This is a genomic window from Mesorhizobium sp. M0621, from assembly GCF_040320745.1.
In the GTDB taxonomy this organism is placed as follows: Bacteria; Pseudomonadota; Alphaproteobacteria; order Rhizobiales; family Rhizobiaceae; genus Mesorhizobium.
On the sequence record NZ_JAMYQF010000026.1, the window covers coordinates 1 to 25,167 of the forward strand.

At 62.1% G+C, this 25,167-nt stretch carries 27 protein-coding genes; 17 read left to right on the plus strand and 10 right to left on the minus strand.

Annotation, left to right across the window (positions count from 1 at the left end; genetic code table 11):
- Nucleotides 1–161: 161 nt before the first annotated feature.
- The 10 genes from NKI38_RS18730 to NKI38_RS18775 all read left to right on the plus strand — a co-directional run bounded on the left by NKI38_RS18730 (nucleotide 162) and on the right by NKI38_RS18775 (nucleotide 10,530).
- Complete coding sequence (locus tag NKI38_RS18730; RefSeq protein WP_352659682.1) at nucleotides 162–959, plus strand: ATP-binding cassette domain-containing protein; 798 nt, start codon at nucleotides 162–164, stop codon at nucleotides 957–959.
- A complete protein-coding gene (locus tag NKI38_RS18735; protein ID WP_352659683.1) occupies nucleotides 956–1,975 on the plus strand; it encodes an ABC transporter permease in 1,020 nt (339 codons plus the stop codon). The genes NKI38_RS18730 and NKI38_RS18735 overlap by 4 nt, the downstream gene beginning before the upstream one ends.
- A 1-nt stretch (nucleotide 1,976) precedes the next feature.
- On the plus strand, nucleotides 1,977–3,065 hold the full coding sequence (locus NKI38_RS18740) for a phosphotriesterase family protein (RefSeq protein WP_352659684.1): 1,089 nt from the start codon (nucleotides 1,977–1,979) through the stop codon (nucleotides 3,063–3,065).
- Nucleotides 3,066–3,095: 30 nt separating this feature from the next.
- Complete coding sequence (locus tag NKI38_RS18745; RefSeq protein WP_352659685.1) at nucleotides 3,096–3,866, plus strand: glutamine amidotransferase; 771 nt, start codon at nucleotides 3,096–3,098, stop codon at nucleotides 3,864–3,866.
- Between the two features lie 2 nt (nucleotides 3,867–3,868).
- Nucleotides 3,869–4,780, plus strand: coding sequence for a ribokinase (locus NKI38_RS18750; protein ID WP_352659686.1), 912 nt, complete (start codon nucleotides 3,869–3,871; stop codon nucleotides 4,778–4,780).
- Nucleotides 4,777–5,619 carry a BtpA/SgcQ family protein gene (locus tag NKI38_RS18755; protein WP_352659687.1) on the plus strand — a complete coding sequence of 281 codons (843 nt, stop codon included), beginning with the start codon at nucleotides 4,777–4,779 and terminating at the stop codon, nucleotides 5,617–5,619. Before NKI38_RS18750 ends, NKI38_RS18755 begins: the two co-directional genes overlap by 4 nt.
- On the plus strand, nucleotides 5,616–6,860 hold the full coding sequence (locus NKI38_RS18760) for a Zn-dependent hydrolase (RefSeq protein WP_352659688.1): 1,245 nt from the start codon (nucleotides 5,616–5,618) through the stop codon (nucleotides 6,858–6,860). The genes NKI38_RS18755 and NKI38_RS18760 overlap by 4 nt, the downstream gene beginning before the upstream one ends.
- A gap of 248 nt (nucleotides 6,861–7,108) precedes the next feature.
- Nucleotides 7,109–9,262: a transglycosylase domain-containing protein gene (locus NKI38_RS18765; RefSeq protein ID WP_352659689.1), complete on the plus strand. Its 2,154-nt coding sequence runs from the start codon at nucleotides 7,109–7,111 to the stop codon at nucleotides 9,260–9,262.
- A 121-nt stretch (nucleotides 9,263–9,383) separates the two neighbouring features.
- On the plus strand, nucleotides 9,384–9,968 hold the full coding sequence (locus tag NKI38_RS18770; RefSeq protein ID WP_352659690.1) for a DUF1214 domain-containing protein: 585 nt from the start codon (nucleotides 9,384–9,386) through the stop codon (nucleotides 9,966–9,968).
- Nucleotides 9,961–10,530, plus strand: coding sequence for a DUF1254 domain-containing protein (locus NKI38_RS18775; RefSeq protein WP_352659691.1), 570 nt, complete (start codon nucleotides 9,961–9,963; stop codon nucleotides 10,528–10,530). Before NKI38_RS18770 ends, NKI38_RS18775 begins: the two co-directional genes overlap by 8 nt.
- A gap of 36 nt (nucleotides 10,531–10,566) precedes the next feature.
- Here the strand turns inward: NKI38_RS18775 and NKI38_RS18780 are convergent, their stop codons facing one another.
- A complete protein-coding gene (locus tag NKI38_RS18780; protein WP_352659692.1) occupies nucleotides 10,567–10,755 on the minus strand; it encodes a hypothetical protein in 189 nt (62 codons plus the stop codon).
- Between the two features lie 208 nt (nucleotides 10,756–10,963).
- Here NKI38_RS18780 and NKI38_RS18785 point away from each other — a divergent pair, with 208 nt between their 5' ends.
- A complete protein-coding gene (locus NKI38_RS18785) occupies nucleotides 10,964–12,001 on the plus strand; it encodes a hypothetical protein (protein WP_352659693.1) in 1,038 nt (345 codons plus the stop codon).
- Here NKI38_RS18785 and NKI38_RS18790 read toward each other — a convergent pair.
- The 3 genes from NKI38_RS18790 to NKI38_RS18800 all read right to left on the minus strand — a co-directional run bounded on the left by NKI38_RS18790 (nucleotide 11,979) and on the right by NKI38_RS18800 (nucleotide 14,969).
- Nucleotides 11,979–12,326, minus strand: coding sequence for a DUF1491 family protein (locus NKI38_RS18790; protein ID WP_352659694.1), 348 nt, complete (start codon nucleotides 12,324–12,326; stop codon nucleotides 11,979–11,981). The genes NKI38_RS18785 and NKI38_RS18790 overlap by 23 nt on opposite strands.
- Before the next feature lie 122 nt (nucleotides 12,327–12,448).
- Nucleotides 12,449–13,246: a peptidoglycan-binding domain-containing protein gene (locus NKI38_RS18795; protein ID WP_352659695.1), complete on the minus strand. Its 798-nt coding sequence runs from the start codon at nucleotides 13,244–13,246 to the stop codon at nucleotides 12,449–12,451.
- Complete coding sequence (locus NKI38_RS18800) at nucleotides 13,221–14,969, minus strand: PAS domain-containing sensor histidine kinase (RefSeq protein ID WP_352659696.1); 1,749 nt, start codon at nucleotides 14,967–14,969, stop codon at nucleotides 13,221–13,223. The genes NKI38_RS18795 and NKI38_RS18800 overlap by 26 nt, the downstream gene beginning before the upstream one ends.
- Nucleotides 14,970–15,506: 537 nt before the next feature.
- Between NKI38_RS18800 and NKI38_RS18805 the strand changes: the two genes are divergently transcribed.
- Both NKI38_RS18805 and NKI38_RS18810 read left to right on the plus strand, forming a co-directional pair.
- Nucleotides 15,507–15,860, plus strand: coding sequence for a DUF5330 domain-containing protein (locus NKI38_RS18805; protein ID WP_352659697.1), 354 nt, complete (start codon nucleotides 15,507–15,509; stop codon nucleotides 15,858–15,860).
- 100 nt (nucleotides 15,861–15,960) lie between these two features.
- Nucleotides 15,961–16,389, plus strand: coding sequence for a SufE family protein (locus NKI38_RS18810; RefSeq protein WP_352659698.1), 429 nt, complete (start codon nucleotides 15,961–15,963; stop codon nucleotides 16,387–16,389).
- A gap of 92 nt (nucleotides 16,390–16,481) precedes the next feature.
- Here NKI38_RS18810 and NKI38_RS18815 read toward each other — a convergent pair whose 3' ends face one another.
- Both NKI38_RS18815 and NKI38_RS18820 read right to left on the minus strand, forming a co-directional pair.
- Nucleotides 16,482–16,907: a Ros/MucR family transcriptional regulator gene (locus NKI38_RS18815; protein WP_352659699.1), complete on the minus strand. Its 426-nt coding sequence runs from the start codon at nucleotides 16,905–16,907 to the stop codon at nucleotides 16,482–16,484.
- A gap of 409 nt (nucleotides 16,908–17,316) precedes the next feature.
- Nucleotides 17,317–17,811, minus strand: a complete 495-nt coding sequence (locus NKI38_RS18820; RefSeq protein ID WP_502899334.1) for an SH3 domain-containing protein — start codon at nucleotides 17,809–17,811, stop codon at nucleotides 17,317–17,319.
- A 26-nt stretch (nucleotides 17,812–17,837) separates the two neighbouring features.
- Between NKI38_RS18820 and NKI38_RS18825 the strand changes: the two genes are divergently transcribed.
- From NKI38_RS18825 to NKI38_RS18835, 3 genes are all read left to right on the plus strand, one after another.
- A complete protein-coding gene (locus tag NKI38_RS18825; RefSeq protein WP_352659700.1) occupies nucleotides 17,838–19,961 on the plus strand; it encodes a S9 family peptidase in 2,124 nt (707 codons plus the stop codon).
- Nucleotides 19,958–20,584, plus strand: coding sequence for a LysE family translocator (locus NKI38_RS18830; protein WP_352659701.1), 627 nt, complete (start codon nucleotides 19,958–19,960; stop codon nucleotides 20,582–20,584). Before NKI38_RS18825 ends, NKI38_RS18830 begins: the two co-directional genes overlap by 4 nt.
- 151 nt (nucleotides 20,585–20,735) lie before the next feature.
- On the plus strand, nucleotides 20,736–21,137 hold the full coding sequence (locus tag NKI38_RS18835) for an SET domain-containing protein (protein WP_352659702.1): 402 nt from the start codon (nucleotides 20,736–20,738) through the stop codon (nucleotides 21,135–21,137).
- Here the strand turns inward: NKI38_RS18835 and NKI38_RS18840 are convergent.
- The 4 genes from NKI38_RS18840 to NKI38_RS18855 form a co-directional block, all read right to left on the minus strand.
- Entirely contained in the window at nucleotides 21,134–22,084 is a 951-nt protein-coding gene (locus NKI38_RS18840; protein ID WP_352659703.1) for a cytochrome c, read from the minus strand. The two genes, NKI38_RS18835 and NKI38_RS18840, sit on opposite strands and share 4 nt — an antisense overlap.
- A 9-nt stretch (nucleotides 22,085–22,093) precedes the next feature.
- Nucleotides 22,094–22,531: a c-type cytochrome gene (locus tag NKI38_RS18845; protein WP_352659704.1), complete on the minus strand. Its 438-nt coding sequence runs from the start codon at nucleotides 22,529–22,531 to the stop codon at nucleotides 22,094–22,096.
- A 216-nt stretch (nucleotides 22,532–22,747) separates the two neighbouring features.
- Nucleotides 22,748–23,347 (minus strand): superoxide dismutase, encoded by a 600-nt coding sequence (locus tag NKI38_RS18850; RefSeq protein WP_013532667.1) that lies wholly within the window; start codon nucleotides 23,345–23,347, stop codon nucleotides 22,748–22,750.
- A gap of 107 nt (nucleotides 23,348–23,454) precedes the next feature.
- Complete coding sequence (locus tag NKI38_RS18855) at nucleotides 23,455–24,333, minus strand: branched-chain amino acid aminotransferase (protein WP_352659705.1); 879 nt, start codon at nucleotides 24,331–24,333, stop codon at nucleotides 23,455–23,457.
- A gap of 156 nt (nucleotides 24,334–24,489) precedes the next feature.
- Here NKI38_RS18855 and NKI38_RS18860 point away from each other — a divergent pair, with 156 nt between their 5' ends.
- On the plus strand, nucleotides 24,490–25,152 hold the full coding sequence (locus NKI38_RS18860; protein WP_352626760.1) for a haloacid dehalogenase type II: 663 nt from the start codon (nucleotides 24,490–24,492) through the stop codon (nucleotides 25,150–25,152).
- Nucleotides 25,153–25,167 lie beyond the last annotated feature (15 nt).

Consider the following 25,167-nt stretch of genomic DNA (forward strand, 5'->3'; position numbering starts at 1 on the left):
ATTTTTCCGTAAAACATTCGCCACCTACAAAATGGCCGCCCTGTACACGCGTTTTATATTTTTTTTGCCGCCGCGCCCCGGGGGGCGCCAAAATGACTTGTGGGTGCCGGCCGGGGCCCCGCGACCGATTGAACTTTGTTGGCTTGAGAACTGGAACCGTGATGAGCGATGGCGAATCCTACCGCGTCAGGATGACCGGTATTTCCAAACGATACGGCCCCATCCAGACGCTGGACGACGTTTCGCTGGACCTGAAGCCTGGCGAGGTGCTTGGCCTGGTCGGCGACAATGGAGCCGGCAAATCCACCTTGAGCAAGGTTCTGTCCGGTGCGGTCATTCCGGATTCCGGCACCATCGAGATCGACGGCAAGGCTGTCTCCTTTTCCTCACCGGCCGATGCCCGCGCCGCACGGGTGGAGATGGTCTATCAGGACCTTTCACTCTGCGACACGATTGATGTGGCGGGCAATCTCTTCCTCGGCCGCGAGCCGCGCCGCCGCGTTCTCGGCGTCCCCTTTCTCGACAACAAGCGCATGCATGATCAGACGCGTGAGATGCTCGACCGGCTCGGCATCGTCATCGCCGATACCAGGCTCAAGGTCGAAAACCTGTCCGGCGGGCAGCGCCAGTCGATTGCCATCGGCCGCGCCGCCTCCTTCGATCCATCGGTGCTGATCATGGACGAACCGACGGCGGCCCTTGCCGTGGCGGAGGTTGAAGCGGTTCTGGAGCTCATCCGCGCCGTCAGCGCCCGCGGCGTCAGCGTCATCCTCATCACCCATCGACTGCAGGATCTGTTCCTGGTCTGCGATCGCATCCAGGTCATGTATGAGGGTTGCAACGTCGCCGAACGCAAGATCGGCGACACCAGCATCGAAGAGGTCGTCAACCTCATCGTCGGCCGCAAATTCACGGCGCGTTCGGCCCGCGCCAGCCGTGATGAGACAGCGCAGCCATGAATGTCACGTCATCACCCGGGGATATCAGCGCCTCGCCGCACAAACGCGTCCACAACACCACCTGGAAGGACATGGCGATAGCCAATGGCAGCGTCGTCTCGATAGCGCTGTTCTTCCTCATCGTCTGCGTGGTCTTCTCGCTGGCCACCGGCTCCTTCCTGACGGCGCCCAATCTGCTCAACATCGTGCGCCAGTCGGCGCCTCTGCTGATCGTTGCGGCAGCCATGACCTTCGTCATCACCACCGGCGGTATCGACCTCTCGGTCGGGTCCGTGCTGGCGCTGACTGCGACGCTGTCGGCTGTCTTGCTGCAGTCCGGACTGCCGTGGCCGCTCGTCGTCGTTGCCATGCTGGCACTCGGCGCGGCGATCGGGGTTTTGCAGGGCTTCTTCATCGCCTATGAGCGGATACCGGCCTTTATCGTCACACTTGCCGGGCTCTCGATTATCCGCGGCGTAGCGTTGCTCATCACCGGCGGCTATTCTATCCCGGTTGAGCCGACCAGCTTCTTCGTCAACATCGGCAGGGCTTGGTTTCTCGGTGTGCCGGTACCGGCACTGCTCGCCCTTGTCGTCCTAATCGTCGCCTATCTCGCATTCAACCAGACGCCATTCGGACGCTATGTCACCGGCATCGGGGCCAATGCCGAAGCCGTGCGCCGCGCCGGTGTCGATACGCGCTTCATGACCCTGTTCGTCTATGTGCTGTCAGGCATGGCGGCGGCGGTGGCCGGCATTGTTCTTGCCGCCCGGCTCGGTTCCGGCTCGTCGAATTCCGGCCAGGGTTTCGAGCTCGATGTCATCGCCGCCGTGGTGCTTGGCGGCACCAGCCTGTTCGGCGGGCGTGGCACGATCATCGGCACCGTGCTCGGCGCGTTGACCGTCGCCGTTATCGGCAACGGCCTGATCCTGGCGCATATGTCGCCCTTCCTGACGCCGATCGTCACCGGCACAATCATCCTCGTTGCCATCTGGCTGAATTTCCGGCTGTTCAAGGGCGCAACGCGGAGCCGCTGACATGGATCATCTGTTCGAAGACAAACCAAGGGAACGGGTGCCTATCGGTGTCCGCTCCGGCACCGTGATGACCGTTACCGGCCCCGTCGCCATCGCCGACATGGGCGTGACGCTGATGCACGAGCATATCCTGCTCGATGGCGCGACTTCGTGGAAATGCCCCTGCCATCCCGACGAGAAGAAGATCGCCGAGCAGCCGGTCAGCATGGAGATCATCGGCGAGTTGCGGATGAACCCTTACATGAACCGCGACAACGTCTCGCTCGACGATAGCGATCTGGCGCTTTCGGAGCTGGCGAAATACCGGGCGCTCGGCGGCCACACCGTGGTCGATGCGACCAATATCGGCATTGGCCGCGATCCGGTGAAGCTGGCGCGAATCGCCCGCGCCTCGGGGTTGCGGATCGTCATGGGGACAGGTTTTTACCTGCAGCACACCCACCCCGACTGGCTGAAAGCGATGGACGTCGACGACGTCACCGAATTCCTCGTCAACGACGTCGGCGGCGGGTCGACGCAACCCGAAATCATGGCCGGCATCATCGGCGAGGTCGGCGTCAGCAAGGATTTCACCGATGAGGAACGCAAGTCACTGCGGGCTTCGGCCCGCGCGGCCAAGATCACCGGCGTGCCGCTGACCATTCATCTTCCCGGCTGGGAGCGGCTGGCGCATGACGTGCTCGACGTGGTCGAGGCGGAAGGCGCCGATCTCCGGCATACGGTGCTTTGCCACATGAACCCGAGCCACAACGATCTTGCCTACCAGCAAAGCCTCGCCGCGCGCGGCGCCTTCCTGGAATACGACATGATCGGCATGGATTTCTATTATGCCGACCAGGATGCGCAGTCGCCGTCCGACGAGCAGAACGCGCGGGCCATCCGTTCGCTGATCGACATGGGGCTGCTCGACCGGATTCTGCTGTCGCAGGACGTTTTTCTCAAGATCATGCTGACCCGCTTCGGCGGCTTCGGCTACGGCTTCATCCTCAAGCATTTCGTGCCGAGATTGAAGCGCCATGGTGTCGAACAATCGGCAATCGACACGATGCTCATCGACAATCCAAAGACTGTGTTCGCCGAGGGCCTCTGAGCCGCGGCCCCAAACAAGGCAGGAGTCTACATGTCCAGGAAGAAGGTTCTTCTCGCAGGCGAATCCTGGGTCTCGACCGCGACCCACATCAAAGGCTTCGACCAGTTTCCGACCGTGACCTATCACACCGGTGCCGACGAGTTGCTGGCCGCGCTGAAGGACGGTCCGTTCGACGTCACCTTCATGCCGGCGCATGAGGCGCAACGGAACTTTCCGCAGACCATGGAAACGCTTTCGGCCTACGATGCGGTCGTGCTTTCCGATCTTGGCGCCAACACGCTGTTGCTCCACCCGGACACCTGGGTCCACTCCAAACCAACTCCGAACCGGCTGCGCCTGTTGCGCGACTATGTCGGCAATGGCGGCGGCCTGTTGATGTTCGGCGGCTATTACAGCTTCCAGGGCATCAATGGGGGCGCGCGCTATCACAAGACGCCGGTCGAGGACGTTCTGCCGGTCACCTGCCTGCCGGTGGACGACCGCGTCGAGGTTCCGGAAGGCTATGCGCCAGTCGTTGTCGGCCCGCAGAGCCATCCGATCCTTAAGGGTCTCGGCAAGGATTGGCCGATCCTGCTCGGCTTCAACGAAGTCACGGTCAAGGACGGCGCGGAAGTTCTCGCCACCGTTTCCTCCGACTACCGTTCGCTGCCACTGCTGGTGACCGGCAAATATGGCCAGGGCCGCACCGTTGCCTGGACCTCGGATGTCGGCCCGCACTGGCTGCCGCCCGGCTTCATCGCCTGGAATGGCTACAAGACACTGTTCGAACAGATGCTGGGCTGGGCAACGGCCAGGGACTAGCCATGCGCGTCCATGTCGTCGGCAATGTTTGCGTCGATACGACGTTTCGCCTGGACCGTTTTCCGGCGCCAGGCGAGACGCTTAACGCTTCGGAACATGCCGACGGGCTTGGCGGCAAGGGTGCGAACCAGGCGGTGGCCGCGGCGCGCACCGGAGCCGATGTCCGCTTCCATGCGGCGATCGGCAACGATGCCGCCGGAGCCTGGATCACAGAGCAGTTGAGCCGCGATCTCGATGCCAGCTATCTGACGACGCTGCAGCTGCCCAGCGACCGGTCGACCATCATGGTCGATGCGCGGGGCGAGAACCTCATCGTCACTGGCGCAAGTTGCGCCGCAGCCTTCGATCCCCTGGCCGACGGCGATTTTGTCCGATCGGTCGAACACGGCGACATCGTCGTGGTTCAGGGTAACCTGGATCCGGACGTAACGACCGCTTGCCTAAAGATGGCGCGGGGTGCGGGGGCAACGACGGTCTTCAATCCAAGCCCGCTTGCGGCCGGCAATACACCGGGTTTGAGCGACGTCAGCGTCGCCGTCGCCAATGCCGGCGAAGCGGCGCAACTGACCGGATTGAGCAATCCCGACGCGGCAGCCCGCGAACTAATCCGCCAAGGCGCAGGAACCGCTATCGTGACGCTTGGCGCGCTCGGCTGCCTGGTCGCCGATGGCGAAAGACGGATCGACCGGTTCGTGGCGCCGAGGGTGGCTGTGGTAGACACCAGCGGCGCAGGCGATGTCTTCTGCGGTTGCCTCGCCGGCTGTCTTGCAGTCGGCATGGACCTCGCCATGGCAGCGCGGATCGCGATCCGTGCCGCAGCGATCTCGGTCGGACGCGCCGGCACGCTCGGCTCCTGCCCCGACAGGCAGGAGATGAAACTGCTCATGGAAACGACGGAAGCGGAAACCGCATGACAAAATCCTCCAAACCGATCGGCCAGGTGACGAATGATGCGTTGCAGTCGATCTTCGGCAGAAGCAAGGTGGTGATCGGCGTTGTTCATCTGGCACCCCTGCCAGGTGCGCCGCGCTATGATGGCGAAGCGGTCGAGGCCATCTATCAACGTGGCCTCGACGACGCCAAAGCCTATTTGCATGGCGGTTGCGATGGCGTGATCGTCGAGAACCACGGCGACGTTCCGTTTGCCAAGCCCGATGATATCGGGCCGGAAACTTCCGCCTACATGTCCGTCGTCTCAGACCGGATCCGCAGGGAACTCGGCCGGCCGATCGGCATCAACGTGCTTGCCAATGCTTCCATTCCCGCGCTGTCGATCGCCAGTGCCTCCGGCGCTTCCTTCGTCCGCGTCAATCAGTGGGCCAACGCCTATGTCGCCAATGAGGGCCTTATCGAAGGTGAAGCGGCGCGCGCCATGCGCTTCCGGGCCAGGCTTAGGGCCAACGGCATCCGCATCTTCGCCGACGCCCATGTCAAGCATGGCGCCCACGCCATCGTCGGCGACCGGCCGGTTGAGGAACAGGTCAAGGATCTGGTGTTCTTCGATGCCGACGCGGTGATCGCCACTGGCCAGCGCACCGGCCACGCCGCTGATCTCGGTTACATCAGGATGATCAAGGACGCCGCCGGACTGCCGACGCTTGTCGGCAGCGGGGTGACGCCCGACAACGCCAACGATATCCTCGACATCGTCGACGGCGTCATTGTCGCCAGTTCGCTTAAGCACGATGGCGTCTGGTGGAACCAGGTCGACCCTCAACGGGTGAACGGCTTTATCCGAGGCCTCAAGCGGTGACTTTGGTGCCGGAGATCGACGGCGAGCGGCTGCTGGGCCGCCTCGATGCCTTCGCCCGGATCGGCGCGACGCGAGCCGGCGGCGTAAACCGTCAGGCGTTCAGCATTGAGGATCGCAGCGCTAGGCGCCTGCTGGCGGAATTGGCGATCGAGCGTGGTTTCGCGGTTTTTCAGGACGCCATGGCGAACCTCTTCATCCGCCGCGAGGGTACGGATGCCACGCTGCCGCCGCTGCTGATCGGCAGCCATCTCGACAGCCAACCGACCGGCGGACGCTTCGACGGAGCGCTCGGCACGCTTTCCGCCTTCGAGACGCTCGAAGCAGTGGAGGACGCGAAGGCCGAAACTCGAATGCCGATCGAGGTCGTCGCCTGGGCCAATGAAGAAGGCAGCCGGTTCGCGCCGGGTGTCATGGGCTCCATGGCCTTCACCGGGGCCGATATTTCAGCGTGGCAATCCATAATCGGCAGCGACGGTGCGTCCCTCGCAGAGGAGCTCGCGGCAACCATCTCCGCCTTGCCAGAGGCAACCCTTCGCCCCCTCGGCATGCCGGTCTCCGGCTTTATCGAGCTCCATATCGAACAGGGACCATCGCTGGAAAAGGAGCGGTTGCCGATCGGTATCGTCACCGCCGTGCAAGGCACGCGGTGGCTGGAAGTCGCCATTGAGGGCGCTGCCGGTCACGCCGGTACAACCGGCCTTGCCTACCGCAGGGATCCGATGGTCGCGGCCGTTGCCGCGATGCACAGGCTGCAGATGACGGTCATGCCGTTCGACAGCAGCGCAAGGCTGACGGTGGGCCGGGTCACCGCCAAGCCGGGATCGATCAATGCCATACCGCAGTCGGTGGTCTTCGCCGTCGACATCAGACACCCGCAGGTAGAGCGGCTCGATGCCATCGAAGCCGAACTGCGCCAGGTCTGCGCGGCGGAGGCAGAGGCTCAGCATTGCACGGCAATGATCAGGCGGTCGTTCGACATGCCCGGGGCGGCATTCTCTCCCGATATGGTCAAAACCGTAGAGGCGGCCGTCAATTCCCTGCAACTGCCGCACAAGCAGATGATATCGGGGGCATTCCATGATGCGCTGTTCCTCGCCCGGGTGGCGCCTGCCGCGATGATTTTTGTGCCGTGCCGTGACGGGCTGAGCCACAACGAGGCAGAATATGTGGAGCCCGCCGACGCAGTTACCGGCGCGCGGGTTCTGCTCCAGGCGGCTGTCGCGGCAGCCTCGCCGCGATGATCGTTCAAGGCACTGCTCTGGCAGGCTGATTGCGCCAACCTCGGGCCGGCGAGCTCGAGGCGCCCGGTTTCGAGGCGGCGGCGGTCGCCATTCATGCCTGCCCCTGCCCTTGCACCAATAAACCGAGCAGCTGTGTCCTCACCGCCCTTGTGGGTGTCGGCAAAATGGATGAATAGTCGGGACGGTGCATCGCCCTGAAATTGCCGGTTTGCGGTCCTCAGGTCGTGCGATCGCTAGCCGGATTCCGAATGGCCAGTCCTGAACCACGCAAGAGAAGAGGTCCGATCGCCACCCGGCTGCTGGCGCTCGATGCGTGGATCGATTCCTCGCTTTACGAGATCGGTTTCAAGGCGCGCCTATTCTGGGAATCCGCGACGATCTTCTCGCGGCGCTTCCGTGTCAGCGGCTGGCGCCGCGGCATCATCGAACTGTTGAGCGAAGGCTTTACCCTCGGTGCCGGCGGCATTGTGGTGATGCTGGCGCTGGCCATTCCGGCTTTCCAGGACACAGCCGGCGACTGGCGCGCCCAGGGCGACTTCGCGGTCACCTTCCTCGATCGCTACGGCAACGAGATCGGCCAGCGCGGCATCATCCAGCGCGATTCCGTGCCGGTCGACGAGATGCCCGATCATGTCATCAAGGCGGTTCTCGCCACGGAGGACCGCCGCTTCTTCGATCACTACGGCATCGATGTGCTGGGCCTTTCACGCGCGATCTTCGAGAATGTGCGGGCAAATTCCGTCGTCCAGGGCGGCTCAAGCATCACCCAGCAGCTGGCCAAGAACCTGTTCCTCACCAATGAGCGCACGTTGGAGCGCAAGATCAAGGAAGCTTTCCTGTCGCTGTGGCTCGAGGCCAATCTGTCGAAGAAGGAAATCCTGCAGCTCTATCTCGACCGCGCCTACATGGGCGGCGGCACGTTCGGCATCGAGGCGGCCGCCGATTTCTATTTCGGCAAGAGCGTCAAGGACCTGAACCTCGCCGAGGCAGCGATGCTGGCCGGTCTGTTCAAGGCGCCGACCAAATACGCCCCCCATATCAACCTGCCGGCGGCGCGTGCGCGCGCCAATGTGGTGCTGTCCAACTTGGTCGATTCCGGTTTCATGACCGAAGGTCAGGTTTTGCAGGCAAGGCTGCACCCGGCCGACGTCGTCGATCGCGGCGAACAGAAGAGCCCGGATTATTACCTCGATTGGGCATTCGACGAGGTCAAGAAGATCGCCAAACCGGGCCAGCACTCGCTCGTTGCCCACACCACCTTCGACGCCAACATCCAGAAGGCGGCGGAAGAATCGGTGGAGTTCCACCTGCGCCAGTTCGGCAAGGAGTATAATGTTACCGAGGGTGCGGTCGTGGTCATCGAGACCAACGGCGCCGTCAGAGCCATCGTCGGCGGCCGCGACTATGGCGCCAGCCAGTTCAACCGCGCCACCAAGGCGCTGCGCCAGACCGGTTCATCGTTCAAGCCCTATGTTTACGCCACGGCGATGGAACACGGCTTCACGCCCAATTCCATCATTTCCGGCGGCCCGATCAGCTGGGGCTCCTGGTCGCCGCACAATTACAGCGGCGGATCGGCGGGCAACGTCACGCTGATCATGGCAATGGCCAAGTCGATCAACACCGTGCCGGTGCGGCTGGCCAAGGATTATCTCGGCATTCCGCCGATCAAGGCAATGGCCGAGGCGATGGGTGTGGAGTCGCCGCTCGAAGCGCACAAGACAATGGTGCTCGGCACCTCGGGCATGACGGTGATGGACCAGGCGACCGGTTACAGCGTGTTCGCCGACAACGGCTTCGTCGGCTCCCGGCACGGCATCTCCCAGTTGGTGACCCGCACCGGCGACGTGGTCTATGATTTCGCCAAGGATGCGCCGCCGCCACACCGGGTGCTGTCGGAGCAGGCGCTGAAATCGATGAATACGATGCTGGCGGCGGTGCCGGTGATGGGGACGGCGCGGCGGGCTCAACTTCCCAACATCGTCGTCGCCGGCAAGACCGGCACGACGCAATCCTACCGCGACGCCTGGTTTGTCGGCTTCACCGGCAACTACACGGCGGCGGTATGGATGGGCAACGACGACTTCACGCCGACCAAGAACATGACGGGTGGCTCGCTGCCGGCGATGGTGTGGCAGCGACTGATGGTCTACGCGCACCAGAACATCGACCTCAAGCCGATCCCGGGCATCGACAAACCCTTTGTCGACGAGGAGATCGCGGCCAAGGCCGAGGAAGCGCAGAAGAAGAGCGACGCGCAGGCGGCGGCCGATGCCGCGGCTGAACGGCCGGCGGTGCTGTCCAGCCGGACCACGCAGACGTTGCGGGACATGACCAAACTGTTCCAGTCTCCGCTGGCCCTCGATGCGCCTCAATCGCCGGAGACGCTGTCGGCACTGTGATCCTTTCCGACTGGGCGGATCATTCCGACTGGCTTGGGCGGGCAAATCCATCGGCCCGCTTGCCACAAGCCCCCACGCCGCGATATCTCCGAGCGGCAACTCTTCTTATCCCCGGCCCCTCATGCTCAAGAATGCCTTCCTGACGCTGCTTTCGCTTGCCATAGCCATCGTCGGCGGCGGCGGCAGCGTCTGGTATGCGCTCAAGGTCCAGGATGGTGTCGGCGCCATCCGGATCGGCCAATGGACGGCCTTTCCCGATATCGGCACGCCATCCGCCGATCCCTATTCCAAAGCCCGCGTGGCGCGCGAGGGCGTGCTTGCGCTCGGCCGCGCCGAAGGGCTGTCCTTCGTCGCCGAGCGCGACACGGGCGGCGGCGAACTCAAGCGCGAATGCACCTACACGATCGAGGGTGGTTTTCCGACGGCACGGTTCTGGACACTCTATGCCGCCGACCAGTCGCTCGGCGTGGTCGAAACCGGCAAACCCCGGCTTGCGGCGCTGCAATCCTATGGGGTTATGCGCCAGCCCGACAATTCTGTCATCATTTCCGCCGGCCGTCACCCGATGCCGGGCAACTGGCTTTTGACCGACGGTTTCGGCAGGATGTATTTCGTGCTGACCTTCTACGACACGCCGATCGCCAGCAGCACCGGCCTGTCGGACGTTTCGCTGCCGCGGATCGTAAAGGTCGGCTGCGATGCGTAGTTTCCATGCGGCGATGCGCAGGCTTTTTCATGCGGCCCTGCTCGGCCTGCTCGGCGCCGGCATCGTCCACATCGTCGTGCTGTTCCTGGTGCCTGAGTTTTCTGAACGCGATGCCTGGTCGCGGCTGTCCATGGCGTCGGATCTCTACAGGATGACCCGGCTCGATGCCGAGGCCGGTGGCGCGCCCGTGGTGAAATCCGTCGATCCGCTGTTTTACGCAACGGCGTGCCGGTTCGACCTGGGCGAAGGCATGGTCCGCATCAAGGCGCCTGGACATGTCCCGTTCTGGTCGGTGTCGGTCTATGACCGCAGCGGCCACAACATCTATTCCTTCAACGACCACACCGCGACCGGCGGCGTGCTGGATGCCGTCGTGCTGACGCCGGTGCAGATGATTGACGTGCGCAAGGACCTTCCCGAGGAGCTTCAGGGAGCGATCTTTGTCGAAGCGCCGATCGAGGAAGGCATCTTCGTCATCCGCGCCTTCGTGCCCGATGACAGCTGGAAGCCGATCGTATCGCGCTTCTTCGAGCAGAGTTCTTGCGAGCTGCAGGACTTCTAGACGCGATCGCGACCAATGGTCCATGGCTGCCGAAACTCAGTGGTGCGGAACCGGCTTCGTCCCTGGCGATCCCGGCTTGTCGGGATCAACCGGCCGCACTTCGCCGGCATGAGACCGCTCGTAGCGGATGCCGGGAAAGATGATCACCGCCGCCGGCATTTCGGCGGCTTGCTTTGCTCGATTGCTTGGTGCCGTTCGCGGCACGAAAGACAGTACCATGCCCATGGTTCGCGCATTCCTCTCGGTTTCCCCGGAGCACAACGCAACGCCTCCAAATATCATTAAGGCCGGCAGAGGGTTAACGGAGCGCTAACGGATCGTCGCTAACTTGATCTTTGTCTAGAGGTCAGGGTGTCCTGACCGGGGCATTCGCGAAACCGACACAGTCCGGTCGAGCGTGGTCAAGGTTGTATTGAGTACGGGCGTATCCTTCGTGTCATCTTCGGACTTCAGGCAAATCGCGGCACGGAAAGATCCGGGAAAGGCCGAAAGGCTGTTCCGCGCCGCGGTGTCGGCATTCTGCTCGCTGACCCGCCCTTCACGCCGAGAGATCGGCCAGCTCGAAGACCTGACGCTGCCGCTGTTCGACGATGTGTCCGTCGAATCTCGCCGTTACGTGGCGGCTGCCCTTTCCGAATGCGAATATGCGCCTCCCGCTTTGGTGCGCCGCCTCTGCGAGGAGCCGGTCGACATTGCCGCTCCCTTGCTCATCCGCTCACGCGCCGTAAGCAACATCGATCTCATCGCGCTGATCGGCCGGCACGGACTGCCGCATGCACGCGCCATTGCGCGCCGCAAGGATCTGAACCCGACCATCGCCGATCTGATCAGGGCCCTCGAAAGGCCAACTCTGGTGCGAGTGCGGGAGCCGGAAGCGAACGCCATTGCGGCGGACAGGATCGTGCCTGCGAGTACCGAAACTGCCGCCGAAGAGCCCAACGGAGGACAGGTGGCCGGCGCTGCCGCCGAAGGCGCACGGCGCAGGCTGCGTTCCATGATGCGCACCGGCGACGAGGCATCGGCGACGAGCGCCGATCCTTTCACCGGCGCGGATACCTATGTGAAATTGCGGGAGACGGCGCTGACGGGAAATGCCGCCTTCTTCCACACCGCACTCGCCGACGCGCTCGATATCGATTTCTCGGTCGCGCGATCGCTCACCGCCAACCAGAACTACGCGTCGCTGCTTGCCGCTCTGCGCTCGCTCGACCTCAGCGAGGACAGGGCATTCCTGGTCACGGTTGCCGTTTATCCCAGCCAGTTCCCGCATCCGCAGGCTATTCGCACCTTCCTCGACCGCTACCGCCTGCTGCATCGCGAGGCGGCCCAGGACAAGGTGCGGATGTGGAAAGCGGAAAGCCTTTCAACGGCGGTTCGCGAGACAGCACCCGCAAACAGCGACGCCCACACGGCATCGAACAGTGACGATGCGGCGGCTTCCTCCGGCTTCAGGGCGTCTTCACGGAAATAAGCTCGTCGACCGGCACTGTGCCGGCCTCGATCTCGACCACCCAGATATCGGGATCGAATTTCTTCTCCCTTTCCAGCCTGGCATCGAGCATGGCGGCATCGTCGCCGGCCCCGAGCAGAGTGAAAAACCGCTCGTCGGGCTTGGCTGAGTCGTAGCTGGTCTGCGGCGCCGGGCCGAACAGGGCAACCTCGCCCAGCCTGCCCCGCGCCAGCACGAAAACAGCGCCGGCTTCGGCCGCGCCGCGCTTGGCCACGGCGGCAAATCCGCCGGCGCTGAAAACCCGGCGCAACAGGGCCGAGACCCACAGATCCGATGTGACGCGCATAGTGAGAACTCCGCTAATGCATGTCGACCAAAAGTGGCCCCGGGTTTTGGGACAACGACATGCATGGAAACAAGGGTTCTCTATTGATATTTCAGCCGCTCGGCGAGCCGTCGTTTCAGCCGTCAGTTGGTCAGGCCGATCTCGCGCATCTTGACGTAGACGATCTCGTCGGGCTCGCCAGTTTGCGGCAGCCCGAACAGCGACTGGAATTCCTTGATCGCAGATTTGGTGCGCGCGCCGACGACGCCGTCCAGCTGCATATCGTCATTGCCGAATGCCTTGAGCCCGGCCTGGATCTTGACGATGCGGGCATCGGGCGCCTGCGCGGTGTTCGTCTGCTCGGCATTCGCCTGCCCGGAATTCGTCTGTAAAGACACTGGAACGGCGACCGGCGTATCCGGGCGCGGCTGCGGTCTGGGTACGACGGAAGCGGTTTTCGGCGTCGCGCCCAATTGATCCAGCAGCAGCGCGTCGATCTCGCCGGACGCGTTGAGCCCAACCTTTTGCTGATAGGCCTGGATGGCCTTGCGCGTGTTGGGTCCGGAAATGCCGTCGACCGTTCCAGAATAGAAATCGAGATCCTTCAGTATGCCTTGCACCTGCTCGACTACCGGATCGCCCTTGATCGGCGCCGGCGCGCCGGATGGCCGCACGATGTTGAATGTCGTCTCCGGTTCGTCGGCCGCCATGTGCGGAAAGCCCGCGATGCTGCGGGTCGCAAAGAACGCGCCAGCATGCGGGAAAGGCTGATACCACAAGGCATTCGCGGAAACGTAGAACAACGTCACCAGGAATGCCGTCGAGCCACCCACCAGGACGGGATTGCGCGAAATCATGCCGCCGACGGCGACGGCACCATCCTGAAAGGCATTGCTGCGGCGCTTGACCGCCTTCTTAGGCTGTCTTGCGGAGCGAGCCATTTCTGTCCCCTTTCGCCATAGCCACAGGCATGGTCAGCACGCCGGCCTTCTCCGCCTGATGTCCCTTCGGTCCGTTCACCGGCAGGCTGATGGTCACCGTGGTGCCCTCGCCCGGCATGCTTTCGATGGACATCGTGCCATCGTGCAAGGCAACCAGGCCCTTGACCAGCGAAAGGCCGAGACCTGTCCCTTCGAAACGGCGGGTATAGTCGTTCTGGATCTGCATAAAGGGCTTGCCGAGATTGGCAAAATCCTCCTCAGCTATGCCGATGCCGGTGTCCCTGACCCAGAAATGCAGACGCGAACCTATCCGCTTGGCGCCGACGACGACATCGCCGCCATCCGGAGTGAACTTGATCGCATTTGACACGAGGTTGATGAGCATCTGCTGCACGGCACGCCGATCGGCATTGATGTCGCCGGCGTCCGGCGCGATCTGCGCCTGCAGATCGATGTTCTTGACCTGCGCCTGCAGCCGCATCATGGACTGGCACATATCGACCGCTTCCGCGAACCGGAACGGCTCCGGTTCGGTCGCATAGACACCCGATTCAATCCTGGACACGTCGAGTATCGAAGTCACGACGGCAAGCAGATGCTGGCCCGAATCCCTCACCAAGCCGACATATTCCTTCTGGCGCGGATCCTTGAAGGCGCCGAACATCTCATGCAGCAGCATGTCCGAGAAGCCGATGATGGCATTCAACGGCGTGCGCAGTTCATGGCTCACCACCGCCAGGAAGCGCCCCTTCGCCACCTCGGCGGACGCGGCCGCCTCATTGGCCGCCGCCAGATCCTCGCGCAGCCGGGCAATCTCGTCATTCTCGCGCAGGACAAGCGTGAAGACGTCGCCCTGTTCCTCACCGCGCACCAGATCGAGCGAGAACGGCCGATAATTGTCTGCCGCCAGGCGATTGTCATTTTGGCCGTTGCCGTTCTGAGGCAGCCTGATGCGCAATTCGAGCCGGCGCGACAGTGCACCGTCGCGCATGTCGGCCAGGGCGCTGAGATAGGAGACGCGATCCGAGAGATGAATGCGATCGAAGAAGCCGTTTCCAGACAGCAGTTCGGCCGGCAATTTCAAAAGCGTGCGCGCCTTTGGCGAAGCGTCCAGAACCTCGCCATGACGTGCGACGCGCAAGACCACCGCATCGATAATGTCTTCGAGCCGATCGGCAGTGTCCACGACATCGGCCGCATCGGCGGTGTCGCGAAACACCGACGCACGCGGCATCACTGTGAGCGCCCAGGCCAACGGCACCAGCCAATGCCACGCAGCAATCTGCGCTCCTGCGAACGGGAACACCGTTCCAACCAGAGGCTGAGCCAGGATGGCGGCAGCGGCCGACACGGCTCCCCAAAGTGCTGCACGCCGCGAGGCGCCGATCCACCAGGCTTCGAATGGCAGCGCCACGACAAGCATGGCGACAGGCGAACTCAGCCCGCCCGCGGCGGCAATGAGACTGCCGAGAGAAATGCCCGCCACTGCCAGGGCGAGCTGACTTGCAATCGCCATCTTGCCGGTCGCCGCCACCAGCAAGGCGACGAACCAGCACAGGCCAAACGCCGCGAAGATGGCGGCCATGGTGACGGCGGCGCCCATGCCTGAAGTGACCAGCGTGACCGCGGCACCAGCGGCAAAGAAAGGAGCGGCGAGCATGACCCCGATGAAGCGGCGCTGGCGCTCGCGGTCGCTCTGCCCAAGGATGGACGGATGGACCATACGTTCGCAACCGGCGGCAATCGCGCCAGGCAATTCAACGTATCTGGCCTTGATTGAACTCAACTCAACGCACCCGTAATCGTCGTGGACAGCTCTGCTTTGCAGATCGTTCTGGTTGGCTCTGAAACTCGCATCCAGCGTTTAAGGAATGGATAAGGCAGGGTCGACCAAGGCCTCGGCTTGCGGCAAATATCGGGATGCCGGCAGCCGAAAGCCCGGGCAAATGCAGCCATAGTAAACGGAGGGTTATTCGCCGACCCGTGCCCGTCGGTTGGCTGCACGCAGAGCCCGGACTCCCGGCTTTCAGGAAAAACCAGGAAAAGCATGGAGATAGATGGTTTATCTCGCGTTAAGAGAAATCATTCGGATTTGAGACAAATCGATTGCACAACGGCTCATTTCGAATTTGCCTAAAATTTGAGGAAAATTCTCACTTTGCCCGCAAGCCGTCCTTTGCGCCTGTGTGCCAACATCCTGCCTACAAAAGAGGTCATGCCATATGGATGCATGATCCGGTCACGACGAGAGGGCAAGGGTATGGTCTTCCTGATAAGAATGGCTTTCTGGTTTTCGCTGGTGCTGCTGGCGCTGCCGCTGACTGTTGGTCCCGATGAAACGGGCCGCGAAAGCGTCGGCCCGATCCAGGCTCTGTTTGCGGCACGCGAAGCGGTTGGCGACATCGCCGGCATTTGCGAACGCAAGCCCGATGTCTGCGAGACCGGCAAGTCGGCGATGCACACCATCACCGCCCGCGCCAAAGAGACAGCCAAGATCGCGGCAGCGATGCTGGACGACAAGTCCGCCGCCGGCCCTGACACATCGACGATGACCGGCAGCGTGCCCGAGGAAGTTGTCTTGCCCGAGACAGTCACCCTTCCGGCGCAGAATTAAGCCGTTTCGACGGCGCACCGCGGGCTGTCTGCCCTCTCGACGCCCGCAGTGTCCTTGTTTTTTCCGTGACGCGGCGCCGCCGCGTCACTATATCCGGCCCATGACCACTACGATCCAGACGATCCGCGACGATTTTTCGTTCCTTGAGGAATGGGAAGACCGCTATCGCTACGTCATCGAACTCGGCGAGGCACTGCCGCCGTTTCCGGACGAGCAGCGCAGCGCCGCCAACAAGGTGCCGGGCTGCGTCAGCCAGGTCTGGCTGACCACCGAACAGGGGCCTGGAGCCGATCCGGTCGTCACTTTCACCGGCGATTCGGATGCTCATATCGTGCGTGGGCTGGTCGCGATCATGCTGGCGCTGTTTTCCGGCAGGACCGCCAGCGAGATCCAGAAGACCGACGCGGAAGCGACATTGAAAGAACTCGGCCTCGACGAGCATCTGTCGCCGCAGCGCGCTAATGGCCTTCGCTCGATGGTCAAGCGCATCAAGCGCGACGCGGAGGCGGCGCTCAAGCAGACCGCCTGATAGCCTATCAAGCTACGGCACGTTTGCCGCCCGTGCAAAATCAAACGGCGCCCGAAGGCGCCGTTGAAGTCGATCAATCTGGCTAGCAGCGATTACCGCGCCTTGCGCTTGCGGCCGAGGCCCATCTTCTTGGCCAACTGGGAGCGGGCAGCGGCATAGTTGGGTGCAACCATCGGATAGGTCGGGTCGAGGTTCCACTTTTCGCGATATTGATCCGGCGTCAGGTCATAGTGGGTCATCAAATGGCGCTTCAGCGACTTGAACTTCTTACCGTCTTCAAGGCAGACGATGTAGTCGTCATGAACCGAGCGCTTCGGGTTGACCGCCGGCTTCTGCTTGTCGGCAGGCGGCTGTTCGGCGGTTCCGCCCACTCGGCCAAGCGCAGCATGGACATCGGATATCAGGTTCGGCAATTCGCCGACCGGCACGGGGTTGTTGCTGACATAGGCGGCCACCACGTCGGCGGTCAATTCGATCAGCGCATCGCTGTTTCTGGAAGGTGTTTCGGCAATATCCATGGTTTTCAGGCCCCAACAAGAGTTACTTCGATCTGCGCCCTTTTTTTACAACCAGGGCATTGCACGAATTTGTGCAGCTAGAGCTTCTGCGATTCGTGTCACGGGCATATCAATGAGCCTGCGCACAAAGTAAGTCAATTCACCCTTTGCGCTATATTGAACGATGCTGATCAATTATTCGCCGATCAGCTTCAATCTTTCGTGCACTGTGTAATTTATCGATATTTCTCGCGCCAACCAGCAACGGCTGACGCAACGTCAGCTCGCCGTTACATTCGTGGTAACTCACAAATCAGGCTTCAATGCTTGATTTTTCTTGGCTACTGCACGCGCAAGCTTGGTTGTTCATGTCTGTCCACAAAACCACAGGTTGCCGCCGTCCTGTGCAAGCAATCAGGCGACATGCCTGTCATCCGACCGGATCGGTTGATCGCCGCCGCATAATCAATGCGGGGTGATGTATTTGCCGTAGGCCCCACCCGGTGACGAAGTTGCCGTTCTGGGCCGGGTTATGCCAGACTTCGCACCAGCGATAGCGAACCGTCTGTTTCTGCTTCCACGCCAGCTGGCTGGCGATGTCGAGCAGGTTTATCCCGCCGGTGCATCGTCCGGTCATCTGCAGAACGGTCCCGTTGGGGTATGCTGCCTGCTTCTGGGACGTACCCGAAGGGTATTTGCGCACATTGAGCGTATCGCCGAACGGCACATTGGCCACTTGCCAAGCCGCGAATACGGTCGCATGAGACTGGCCGGCACAGGCCAGAGTTAGCGAAGCAACGGCGAAAGCCGCGGCAGTCCGAGACCAAATAGTCATCATCTCTCCTCCCGGCTCATCTCCTGGAGCCGGCACAACCCATGCGCTGCGGCTCTTGAACCCGCCCTGATCAGCGTGTTCATTCGCCATTCAAGGTTCTTCTAAAGCGAGACGCAATGACCAAGACATCCGCATTTCCGATCGTCAGCCCGCCAACGCCCGAGAAGCGGCCGGTTTTCGACACGCATCACGGCATCACACGAACCGACGACTATGCCTGGCTGCGGGCCGACAACTGGCAGGAGATGTTCCGGGATCCGTCATTGCTCGATGCTGGGATCCGCGCTGAGCTGGAGGCAGAGAATGTCTACCAGTCAAAGCTGATGGCCGACACGGTCGAGCTGCAAAAGCAGCTTTTCAAGGAGATGAAGGGCCGTATCAAGGAAGACGATTCTTCCGTGCCGATGAAGGACGGACCCTATGCCTATGGTTCGTCCTTCAAGCTTGGTGGCGAACAGCCGCGCTATTTCCGCATGGCGCGTGACGGGGGCGCCGAGCATATCCTGCTCGACGGCGACGCGGAGGCCGCGGGCAAGGCCTATTTCCGCCTTGGCGGCGTCGATCACTCGGCCGACCACGCCAAGCTCTTGTGGGCATTCGACGACAAGGGCTCCGAATTCTACACGCTTCGCGTGCGTGACCTTGCCGACGGCAAGGAGCTTGCCGACCAGATTTCCGACACCGGCGGTTCAGGCGTCTGGAACGCCGGCAATGACGGCTTCTTCTATACGCGTCTCGATCCCAACCACCGCCCGTCCAAGGTGCTGTTCCATGCGCTGGGCGCCAGCCCGGAAAGCGACCGGCTGATCTATGAGGAAACCGATCCCGGCTTCTTCATGAATGTCGACGGCACCCGCAACAACGAATGGATCATGATCGGCATCAACGATCACGAGACGTCGGAATACCGCCTGATGCGCGCCAGCGACCCGTTTGCCGAACCGAAACTGGTCTCGGCGCGCGAGATTGGCCTTCAGTACGATCTGGAAGAAGGCGGCGACATCTTCTTCATCCTGACCAACGCCGACGGCGCCAAGGATTTCAAGATCATGACGGCGCCGGCGAGCGATCCGGTCCGCGCCAACTGGCAGGAACTGGTGCCGCATGAACCCGGCCGGCTGATCCTGTCGGTGATCGGCTTCAGGGACCACATGGTCCGGCTCGAACGCAAGGAAGGCTTGCCGCGCATTATCGTGCGCGACCGCAGCAGCGGCGAAGAGCACCTTCTGTCCCTCGACGAGGAGGCCTTCTCGCTCGGCCTGTCGGGTTCCTATGAGTACGACACCGAGATCATGCGCTTTTCCTATTCGTCGATGACGACGCCGGCCCAGGTGTTCGACTACAATATGCGCACCCGCGAGCGGGTGCTGCTCAAGACCCAGGAAGTGCCGTCCGGCCATGACGCGGACCACTATGTCACGCGGCGGCTTATGGCGCCGGCCAGCGACGGCGAACTGGTGCCGATCTCGCTCTTGCATCACCGCGACACGCCGCTGGATGGATCCGCGCCTTGCCTGCTTTACGGCTACGGTTCCTATGGCATCACCGTGCCGGCCGCTTTCAATACCAACTGGTTCTCGCTGGTCGACCGCGGCTTTGTCTTCGCCATCGCCCACGTCCGCGGCGGCAAGGACAAGGGCTATGGCTGGTACGATGACGGCAAGCGGGCGCAGAAGATGAATACGTTCACGGATTTCATCGCCTGTGCGCGCCACCTTGTTGCCGAGCGCTATACGGCGCATGAGCGCATAGTCGCGCAAGGCGGTTCGGCCGGCGGCATGCTGATGGGCGCCATCGCCAACATGGCGCCGGATTGTTTCGGCGGCATCGTCGCCGAGGTTCCGTTCGTCGATGTGTTGACCACGATGCTCGACGCGAGCCTGCCGCTGACACCGCCGGAATGGCCGGAATGGGGGAATCCGAGCGCGTCCGCCGACGATTACCGGACCATCGCCGCCTACTCGCCCTATGACAACGTCGCCGCGCTCGACTATCCGCCGATCCTGGCGCTGGCCGGCCTCACCGATCCGCGCGTCACCTATTGGGAACCGGCCAAATGGGTGGCGCGGCTGCGCGACCGCAAGAGCGGCGACAATCCGGTGCTGTTCAAGATCAACATGGATTCCGGACACGCCGGTGCCTCCGGCCGGTTTTCGCGGCTGGAGGAGATCGCCTACACCTATTCGTTTGCGCTGAAGGTGACGGGCAAGGCACATATTGCAGGAGCAACCCACAAATGATCGATCTCACCACCTTGATCGCTTACATCGCGGTCGTGCTTGGCTTCGTCTTCATTCCAGGCCCCGCCACCCTGCTGACGATCGCCCGGGCAACGAGTTCGGGAACCAAGGTTGGCATCGCGACCGGCGCCGGAATCGCGGCCGGCGATGTGTTTCACACCGTCATGGCGATGGTCGGCATTTCGGCGATCATCGCCACGTCGGCGACGCTGTTCAGCCTCATAAAATACATCGGCGCGGCCTACCTGGTTTATCTCGGCATTCGCGCGATCATCAAGAAGATACCGGCCGATCCGGCTGCCGGTGGGCTCGCGATCTCCGCCGGCAAGGCGTTTCGACAGGCTGTCCTGACCGAAGTGCTCAACCCCAAGACCGCGCTTTTCTTTCTCGCTTTCCTGCCTCAGTTCGTGCGGCCTGAAAACGGATCGGTAATGCTTCAGTTGACCACATTGGGGATCATCTTCGTCATGCTTGGCCTTTTCAGCACGGTCGTCTTTGCCGTGAGCGCCGGTCGGCTCGGCGCGTTCCTGCGCCGAAATCCGACGGTGCTGCGATGGCAAGGCAAGGTTGTCGGCGGCATCTACTGTGCTCTGGGTGTTCGGCTCGCGCTGCAGCAGCGTTGACGGGAAAGTGGCGAGGTCTGTCAGTCGTGCTGGCGATCATGATTTTTTGAATTCCGCGCTGCTCATTTCACTCGCAATTGCGATGGCCGCGCGCTACCCAGTGCGCGGCTTTTCCCAAGCCCCGACAGCCCCAATCGCATAAAGGTCCGTTATGCTGCTCGTCGACGTCTATCTCGACAAATCGCCCATCCAGGGCATCGGCGTCTTTGCCAAGAACGCCATTTCCCGCGGCGCGCTGATCTGGAAGCTGGATCCACGGTTCGACCGGCTCATCGAGGTCGAGACTTATGAGCGCGAAGCCGGGCCGGTGAAGAACTATCTCGACCGCTACTCCTATCCCGACCGGCGCGATCCGAATTACATCGTCTTCGAAGCCGACGACGCGCGTTACATGAACCATGACGACGAACCGAATTGCGATGTCTCCTCGCCCGAGGAGACCTACGCCTTGCGCGACATCGCTCCCGGCGAGGAGTTGACCTGCAACTACAACCACTTCTTCGAAACAGGCTTCGACTTTCTCGGCGACCGCCACCTGTCATCCGAAGACTAGTTCGTGGTCTTCTTGCGCGCCGGATAGCCGTTTGGATGCGGCGGTATTGCCTTGAGATAGGCGGCGATGGCCGCACGGTCCTCCGGCGCTAATTGGGCCATGTTGCGCTGCACGTCGACCATGGCGCCGCCGACGGAATCGAAGTCAGGCGTGAAGCCGGTTTCGAGGTAGTTGGCGATGTCGGCTTCCGACCAATTGCCGATACCGCCCTCGCCCGATGTGATGTTGGGTACGATGCCCTTGCCTTCGGCAGCCACGGCACCGGCCAGCCACTCGCTCTTTTTCGTGCCGCCCGCAAAGTCGCGCGGCGTGTGGCATTCGCCGCAATGGCCTGGCCCTTCGACCAGATAGCGGCCGGCCATCACTGGATCAGGGGTGCCTTGGGGGAATGCAACAACCGGCTGGTCGCTGAGGTAGAGCAGTTTCCACAGGCCGATGCCGCGACGAATGTCGAAGGGAAAACCGAGCGAATTGGCCGGGGCCTTGCCGGCGACCGCCGGCAGCGTCTTCAGGAAGGCGTAGAGATCGGCAATGTCGGCCGGATTCATGCGCGCGTAGGAAGCATAGGGAAACGCCGGATAGAAATGCTCGCCCGAGGGCGAGACACCCTTCAGCATGGCGTTGGCGAGGTCCTCGACCGACCACGCGCCGATGCCGTCCTTGGGATCTTGCGAGATGTTGGGCGGCACGAAGGTGCCGAACGGCGTCTTGAGTTCGAGCCCACCCACGAGTTGAAGCCGCGCATCGCCCTGCGAGCCCGGCTTGGCATGGCAGGAGGTGCAACCGCCGGCATAGAAAATGCGCTTGCCCTTGGCCGCGTCGCCAGGACCGAGCTTGACCAGGGTCTCACCGTCGAGCCTCACCGGCGCCGACAGAACCCACCCGGCAGCCGCGCCGACGCCGCCCAGAACGACGAGGGCGCCGACGAGTTTTTTCAGCCAGGGCATCGCCCGCTATCAGCTCTTTTTCACCCGATAGGTCTGGTGGCAGGTGCCGCAATTGGACGCGATGGTGCCAAACTGCGTCTTCAACGCATCGACATCGGCAGGAGCGGCGGCGATCCCTGCCTTAATGTCGGCCAGATATTTGTCGTTGGCGGCCTTGAAGCCAGCCATGTCTTCCCAAATCTTCGGCGACGCCGTGGTATCGCCGGTGTCGCTGCCCGCCGGGAACAGCGCGTCGACATCCAATTTCTCCTCATTCGCTTGCAAGGCCTGCAGTGCCGTCAGCACCGCCGCAGCGTCAAAAGGCTCCTCGCCCTTGACCACTTTCGACAGGCCGCCGGCGATCTTTCCGCGTTCCTTCATCAAAGCCTGCCGATCGAGGATCGGGTCGGCAAAGGCCGCCGACGCCGCGAGGGCGAGCATAGAGATGGCGATAACAAGCTTTCTCATTCAATTGGCTCCGTGATGAAGGCGTTTCGGGACAGGACGTTAACGGATGCTACAGGGGGAAAATTCCCTTCCCTGGATGATTTTTTGGCAAACTTTTGCTGTTGCGGGAACCTAGACGCAGAAAAAGAAAAGCCCCGGGGATGTGAACTGGCCCCCGAAAGTTGGACATCAACCTTCGGGGGCCAGTTCAGATGCCGGGGCTTTTCTGAAAATCGATCACTTGGCCTTTTCGTACAACTCCAGCACGTGATCCCAGTTGATCAGGCTGTCGACGAACGCCTCGAGATATTTCGGCCGGGCGTTGCGATAGTCGATGTAGTAGGAGTGTTCCCAGACATCGACGCCGAGGATCGGCGACGCGCCATGGACGAGCGGGTTCTCGCCATTCGGCGTCTTCGAGATCGCCAGCTTGCCGTCCTTGACCGAGACCCAGGCCCACCCAGAGCCGAACTGCGTCGTGCCGGCGGCAATGAAGTCGGCCTTGAACTTGTCATAACCACCGAGATCGCTATCGACCGCCTTCTGCAGGGCGCCCGGCAGTTTGTTGCCGCCGCCGCCCTTCTTCATCCACTTCCAGAAATGGATGTGGTTGTAGTGCTGGGCGGCATTGTTGAAGAGGCCGGCATTCTTGCCGAACGACTGCTTGACCACCTCTTCGACCGACAGATCGCCCAAGCCGGCTTCGGCAGCGAGCTTGTTGCCGTTGTCGACATAGGCCTTGTGGTGCTTGTCGTGGTGATATTCCAGCGTCTCTTTCGACATGTAAGGCTGCAACGCCTCATAGTCGTAAGGCAGAGCGGGCAATTCAAAAGCCATCGATAGTACTCCCTCGTGGAAAAATCCGGTGTCGATACCGGACTAAGATAGGTCTGGAATGGGTTGGGGCAACTCCGGAATGAAGCGCCGATCGCCTTTTTATCCGCTCAGGCGGCGGAAGTCGAATGCGCCCAATCCCAATAGAGTTCGCGCGCCTTCCTGGCCACCGGACCGGGCTGCAGATTGCGATCCTCGATGCGCGTGATCGGCACCACCTTGGAATGGTTTCCGGTCGAGAAGATTTCGTCCGCTTCGAGGAAATCGCGCACCGACAGCGTCTTTTCGGTGGTCTTGAAGCCATATTCGCCAAGCAGCGTCATTGTGCGCGAGCGGGTGATGCCGGACAGGAAGGTGCCGTTTGGCGCCGGGGTCAGCACATGGCCGTCCTTGACCAGGAAGATGTTCGAGGTTCCGGTCTCGGCGACGTTGCCCAGCATGTCGAGCACCATTGCGTTGTCGAAGCCCCGCATCTTGGCTTCGAGAATGGCACGGCCGTTGTTGGGGTAGAGGCAGCCGGCCTTGGCGTTGGTCGGCATGGTTTCGATAGTCGGGCGCCGGAACGGCGACACGGTCACCGAAAAGCCGGTCGGCGGGATCATCGGCGATTCATAGAGGCAAAGGCAGAAGCGGGTCGATGCGGGATCGGCCGGCACGCCCATATAGCCGCCATGCTCGGCCCAGTACATCGGCCTGATATAGACCGCCGTCTTGCCGTCGAATTTCTTCAACCCATCCCACGTCAGCCCAACGATCTTGTCGGCGGTCATCGACGGCTTGAGACCGAGCGCAATCGCCGAAGAATTCACCCTGGCGGCGTGAAGATCGAGGTCCGGCGCGACGCCCTCGAACCAGCGGCCGCCGTCGAACACGCTGGTGCCGAGCCACATGGCGTGGCTGCGCGGTCCCAGAATGGCGACATTGCCCTCGTACCAATCACCATCGATGAAAGTCCATGTCGCGGATTGCGCCGCAGCCGCCAGTGTCATCGTGTTGTCCCGTCTCAATCGGTCTGTTGTGACGGCCATTGGAAGATGCTTTGGCGGGCGCCGTCAACCAGCATCGAGGAGTTTTGTTGAGGCCAGCGCCCGAGCCGCCGCAATCAAGGCTTGCACCTTGTCGCGCCTGCCCTCAAAACTGTTGTCATGCAATACGCCGCCTATGTCTTCGACGCCTATGGCACGCTGTTCGACGTGCATGCCGCCGTGCGCCGTCATGCCGATCGGATTGGGCCGGAGGGCCAATTGTTGTCCGAGATCTGGCGCGCCAAGCAGCTCGAATATTCCTGGGTGCGCACGCTGATGGGCGCCTATGCCGATTTCTGGCAGTTGACCGAACAGGCGCTCGATTTCGCCCTGCGCAAGGTTCCCTCGGCCGATCCCGGCCTCAAGGCGACATTGCTGGATGCCTATTGGCGGCTGGATTGCTATCCGGAAGTGCCGGCCGTGCTCAAGGCGCTCAAGGCTTCGGGAGCGAGACTGGCGATCCTGTCCAACGGCTCGCCCGAAATGCTGCAGGCAGCGGTCAAATCCGCCGCGCTCGACCAGGTTCTGGACGATATCTATTCCGTAGATACGGTCCAGCGCTTCAAGACCGATCCGGCGGTCTACGACATGGTCGCCACCGGTTGGCGCCTCTACCCCGGCGCGGTTTCCTTCCAGTCCTCCAATCGCTGGGATATCGCAGGCGCCACCAAATTCGGTTTTCGCACGGTGTGGATCAACCGTTCCAACCAGCCCGAAGAATACCGGGACTTCCCGCCGGCCCTGATCTTGCCGTCGCTGGAAGCCTTGGTGCCGGGCAGTTGAGACGAGCACGTGTGT

What these genes read in the sequence shown, in the direction of transcription:
- NKI38_RS18775 (WP_352659691.1), top strand. Translation starts at nt 9,961, where the DNA reads ATGCGTAGTTTCCATGCGGCGATGCGCAGGCTTTTTCATGCGGCCCTG.
- NKI38_RS18755 (WP_352659687.1), top strand. Translation starts at nt 4,777, where the DNA reads ATGACAAAATCCTCCAAACCGATCGGCCAGGTGACGAATGATGCGTTG.
- NKI38_RS18830 (WP_352659701.1), top strand. Translation starts at nt 19,958, where the DNA reads ATGATCGATCTCACCACCTTGATCGCTTACATCGCGGTCGTGCTTGGC.
- NKI38_RS18805 (WP_352659697.1), top strand. Translation starts at nt 15,507, where the DNA reads ATGGTCTTCCTGATAAGAATGGCTTTCTGGTTTTCGCTGGTGCTGCTG.
- NKI38_RS18835 (WP_352659702.1), top strand. Translation starts at nt 20,736, where the DNA reads ATGCTGCTCGTCGACGTCTATCTCGACAAATCGCCCATCCAGGGCATC.
- NKI38_RS18800 (WP_352659696.1), bottom strand. Translation starts at nt 14,969, where the DNA reads ATGGTCCATCCGTCCATCCTTGGGCAGAGCGACCGCGAGCGCCAGCGC.
- NKI38_RS18730 (WP_352659682.1), top strand. Translation starts at nt 162, where the DNA reads ATGAGCGATGGCGAATCCTACCGCGTCAGGATGACCGGTATTTCCAAA.
- NKI38_RS18825 (WP_352659700.1), top strand. Translation starts at nt 17,838, where the DNA reads ATGACCAAGACATCCGCATTTCCGATCGTCAGCCCGCCAACGCCCGAG.
- NKI38_RS18780 (WP_352659692.1), bottom strand. Translation starts at nt 10,755, where the DNA reads ATGGGCATGGTACTGTCTTTCGTGCCGCGAACGGCACCAAGCAATCGA.
- NKI38_RS18850 (WP_013532667.1), bottom strand. Translation starts at nt 23,347, where the DNA reads ATGGCTTTTGAATTGCCCGCTCTGCCTTACGACTATGAGGCGTTGCAG.
- NKI38_RS18855 (WP_352659705.1), bottom strand. Translation starts at nt 24,333, where the DNA reads ATGACACTGGCGGCTGCGGCGCAATCCGCGACATGGACTTTCATCGAT.
- NKI38_RS18735 (WP_352659683.1), top strand. Translation starts at nt 956, where the DNA reads ATGAATGTCACGTCATCACCCGGGGATATCAGCGCCTCGCCGCACAAA.
- NKI38_RS18845 (WP_352659704.1), bottom strand. Translation starts at nt 22,531, where the DNA reads ATGAGAAAGCTTGTTATCGCCATCTCTATGCTCGCCCTCGCGGCGTCG.
- NKI38_RS18820 (WP_502899334.1), bottom strand. Translation starts at nt 17,811, where the DNA reads ATGGCGAATGAACACGCTGATCAGGGCGGGTTCAAGAGCCGCAGCGCA.
- NKI38_RS18745 (WP_352659685.1), top strand. Translation starts at nt 3,096, where the DNA reads ATGTCCAGGAAGAAGGTTCTTCTCGCAGGCGAATCCTGGGTCTCGACC.
- NKI38_RS18770 (WP_352659690.1), top strand. Translation starts at nt 9,384, where the DNA reads ATGCTCAAGAATGCCTTCCTGACGCTGCTTTCGCTTGCCATAGCCATC.
- NKI38_RS18860 (WP_352626760.1), top strand. Translation starts at nt 24,490, where the DNA reads ATGCAATACGCCGCCTATGTCTTCGACGCCTATGGCACGCTGTTCGAC.
- NKI38_RS18740 (WP_352659684.1), top strand. Translation starts at nt 1,977, where the DNA reads ATGGATCATCTGTTCGAAGACAAACCAAGGGAACGGGTGCCTATCGGT.
- NKI38_RS18815 (WP_352659699.1), bottom strand. Translation starts at nt 16,907, where the DNA reads ATGGATATTGCCGAAACACCTTCCAGAAACAGCGATGCGCTGATCGAA.
- NKI38_RS18790 (WP_352659694.1), bottom strand. Translation starts at nt 12,326, where the DNA reads ATGCGCGTCACATCGGATCTGTGGGTCTCGGCCCTGTTGCGCCGGGTT.
- NKI38_RS18765 (WP_352659689.1), top strand. Translation starts at nt 7,109, where the DNA reads ATGGCCAGTCCTGAACCACGCAAGAGAAGAGGTCCGATCGCCACCCGG.
- NKI38_RS18840 (WP_352659703.1), bottom strand. Translation starts at nt 22,084, where the DNA reads ATGCCCTGGCTGAAAAAACTCGTCGGCGCCCTCGTCGTTCTGGGCGGC.
- NKI38_RS18795 (WP_352659695.1), bottom strand. Translation starts at nt 13,246, where the DNA reads ATGGCTCGCTCCGCAAGACAGCCTAAGAAGGCGGTCAAGCGCCGCAGC.
- NKI38_RS18810 (WP_352659698.1), top strand. Translation starts at nt 15,961, where the DNA reads ATGACCACTACGATCCAGACGATCCGCGACGATTTTTCGTTCCTTGAG.
- NKI38_RS18750 (WP_352659686.1), top strand. Translation starts at nt 3,869, where the DNA reads ATGCGCGTCCATGTCGTCGGCAATGTTTGCGTCGATACGACGTTTCGC.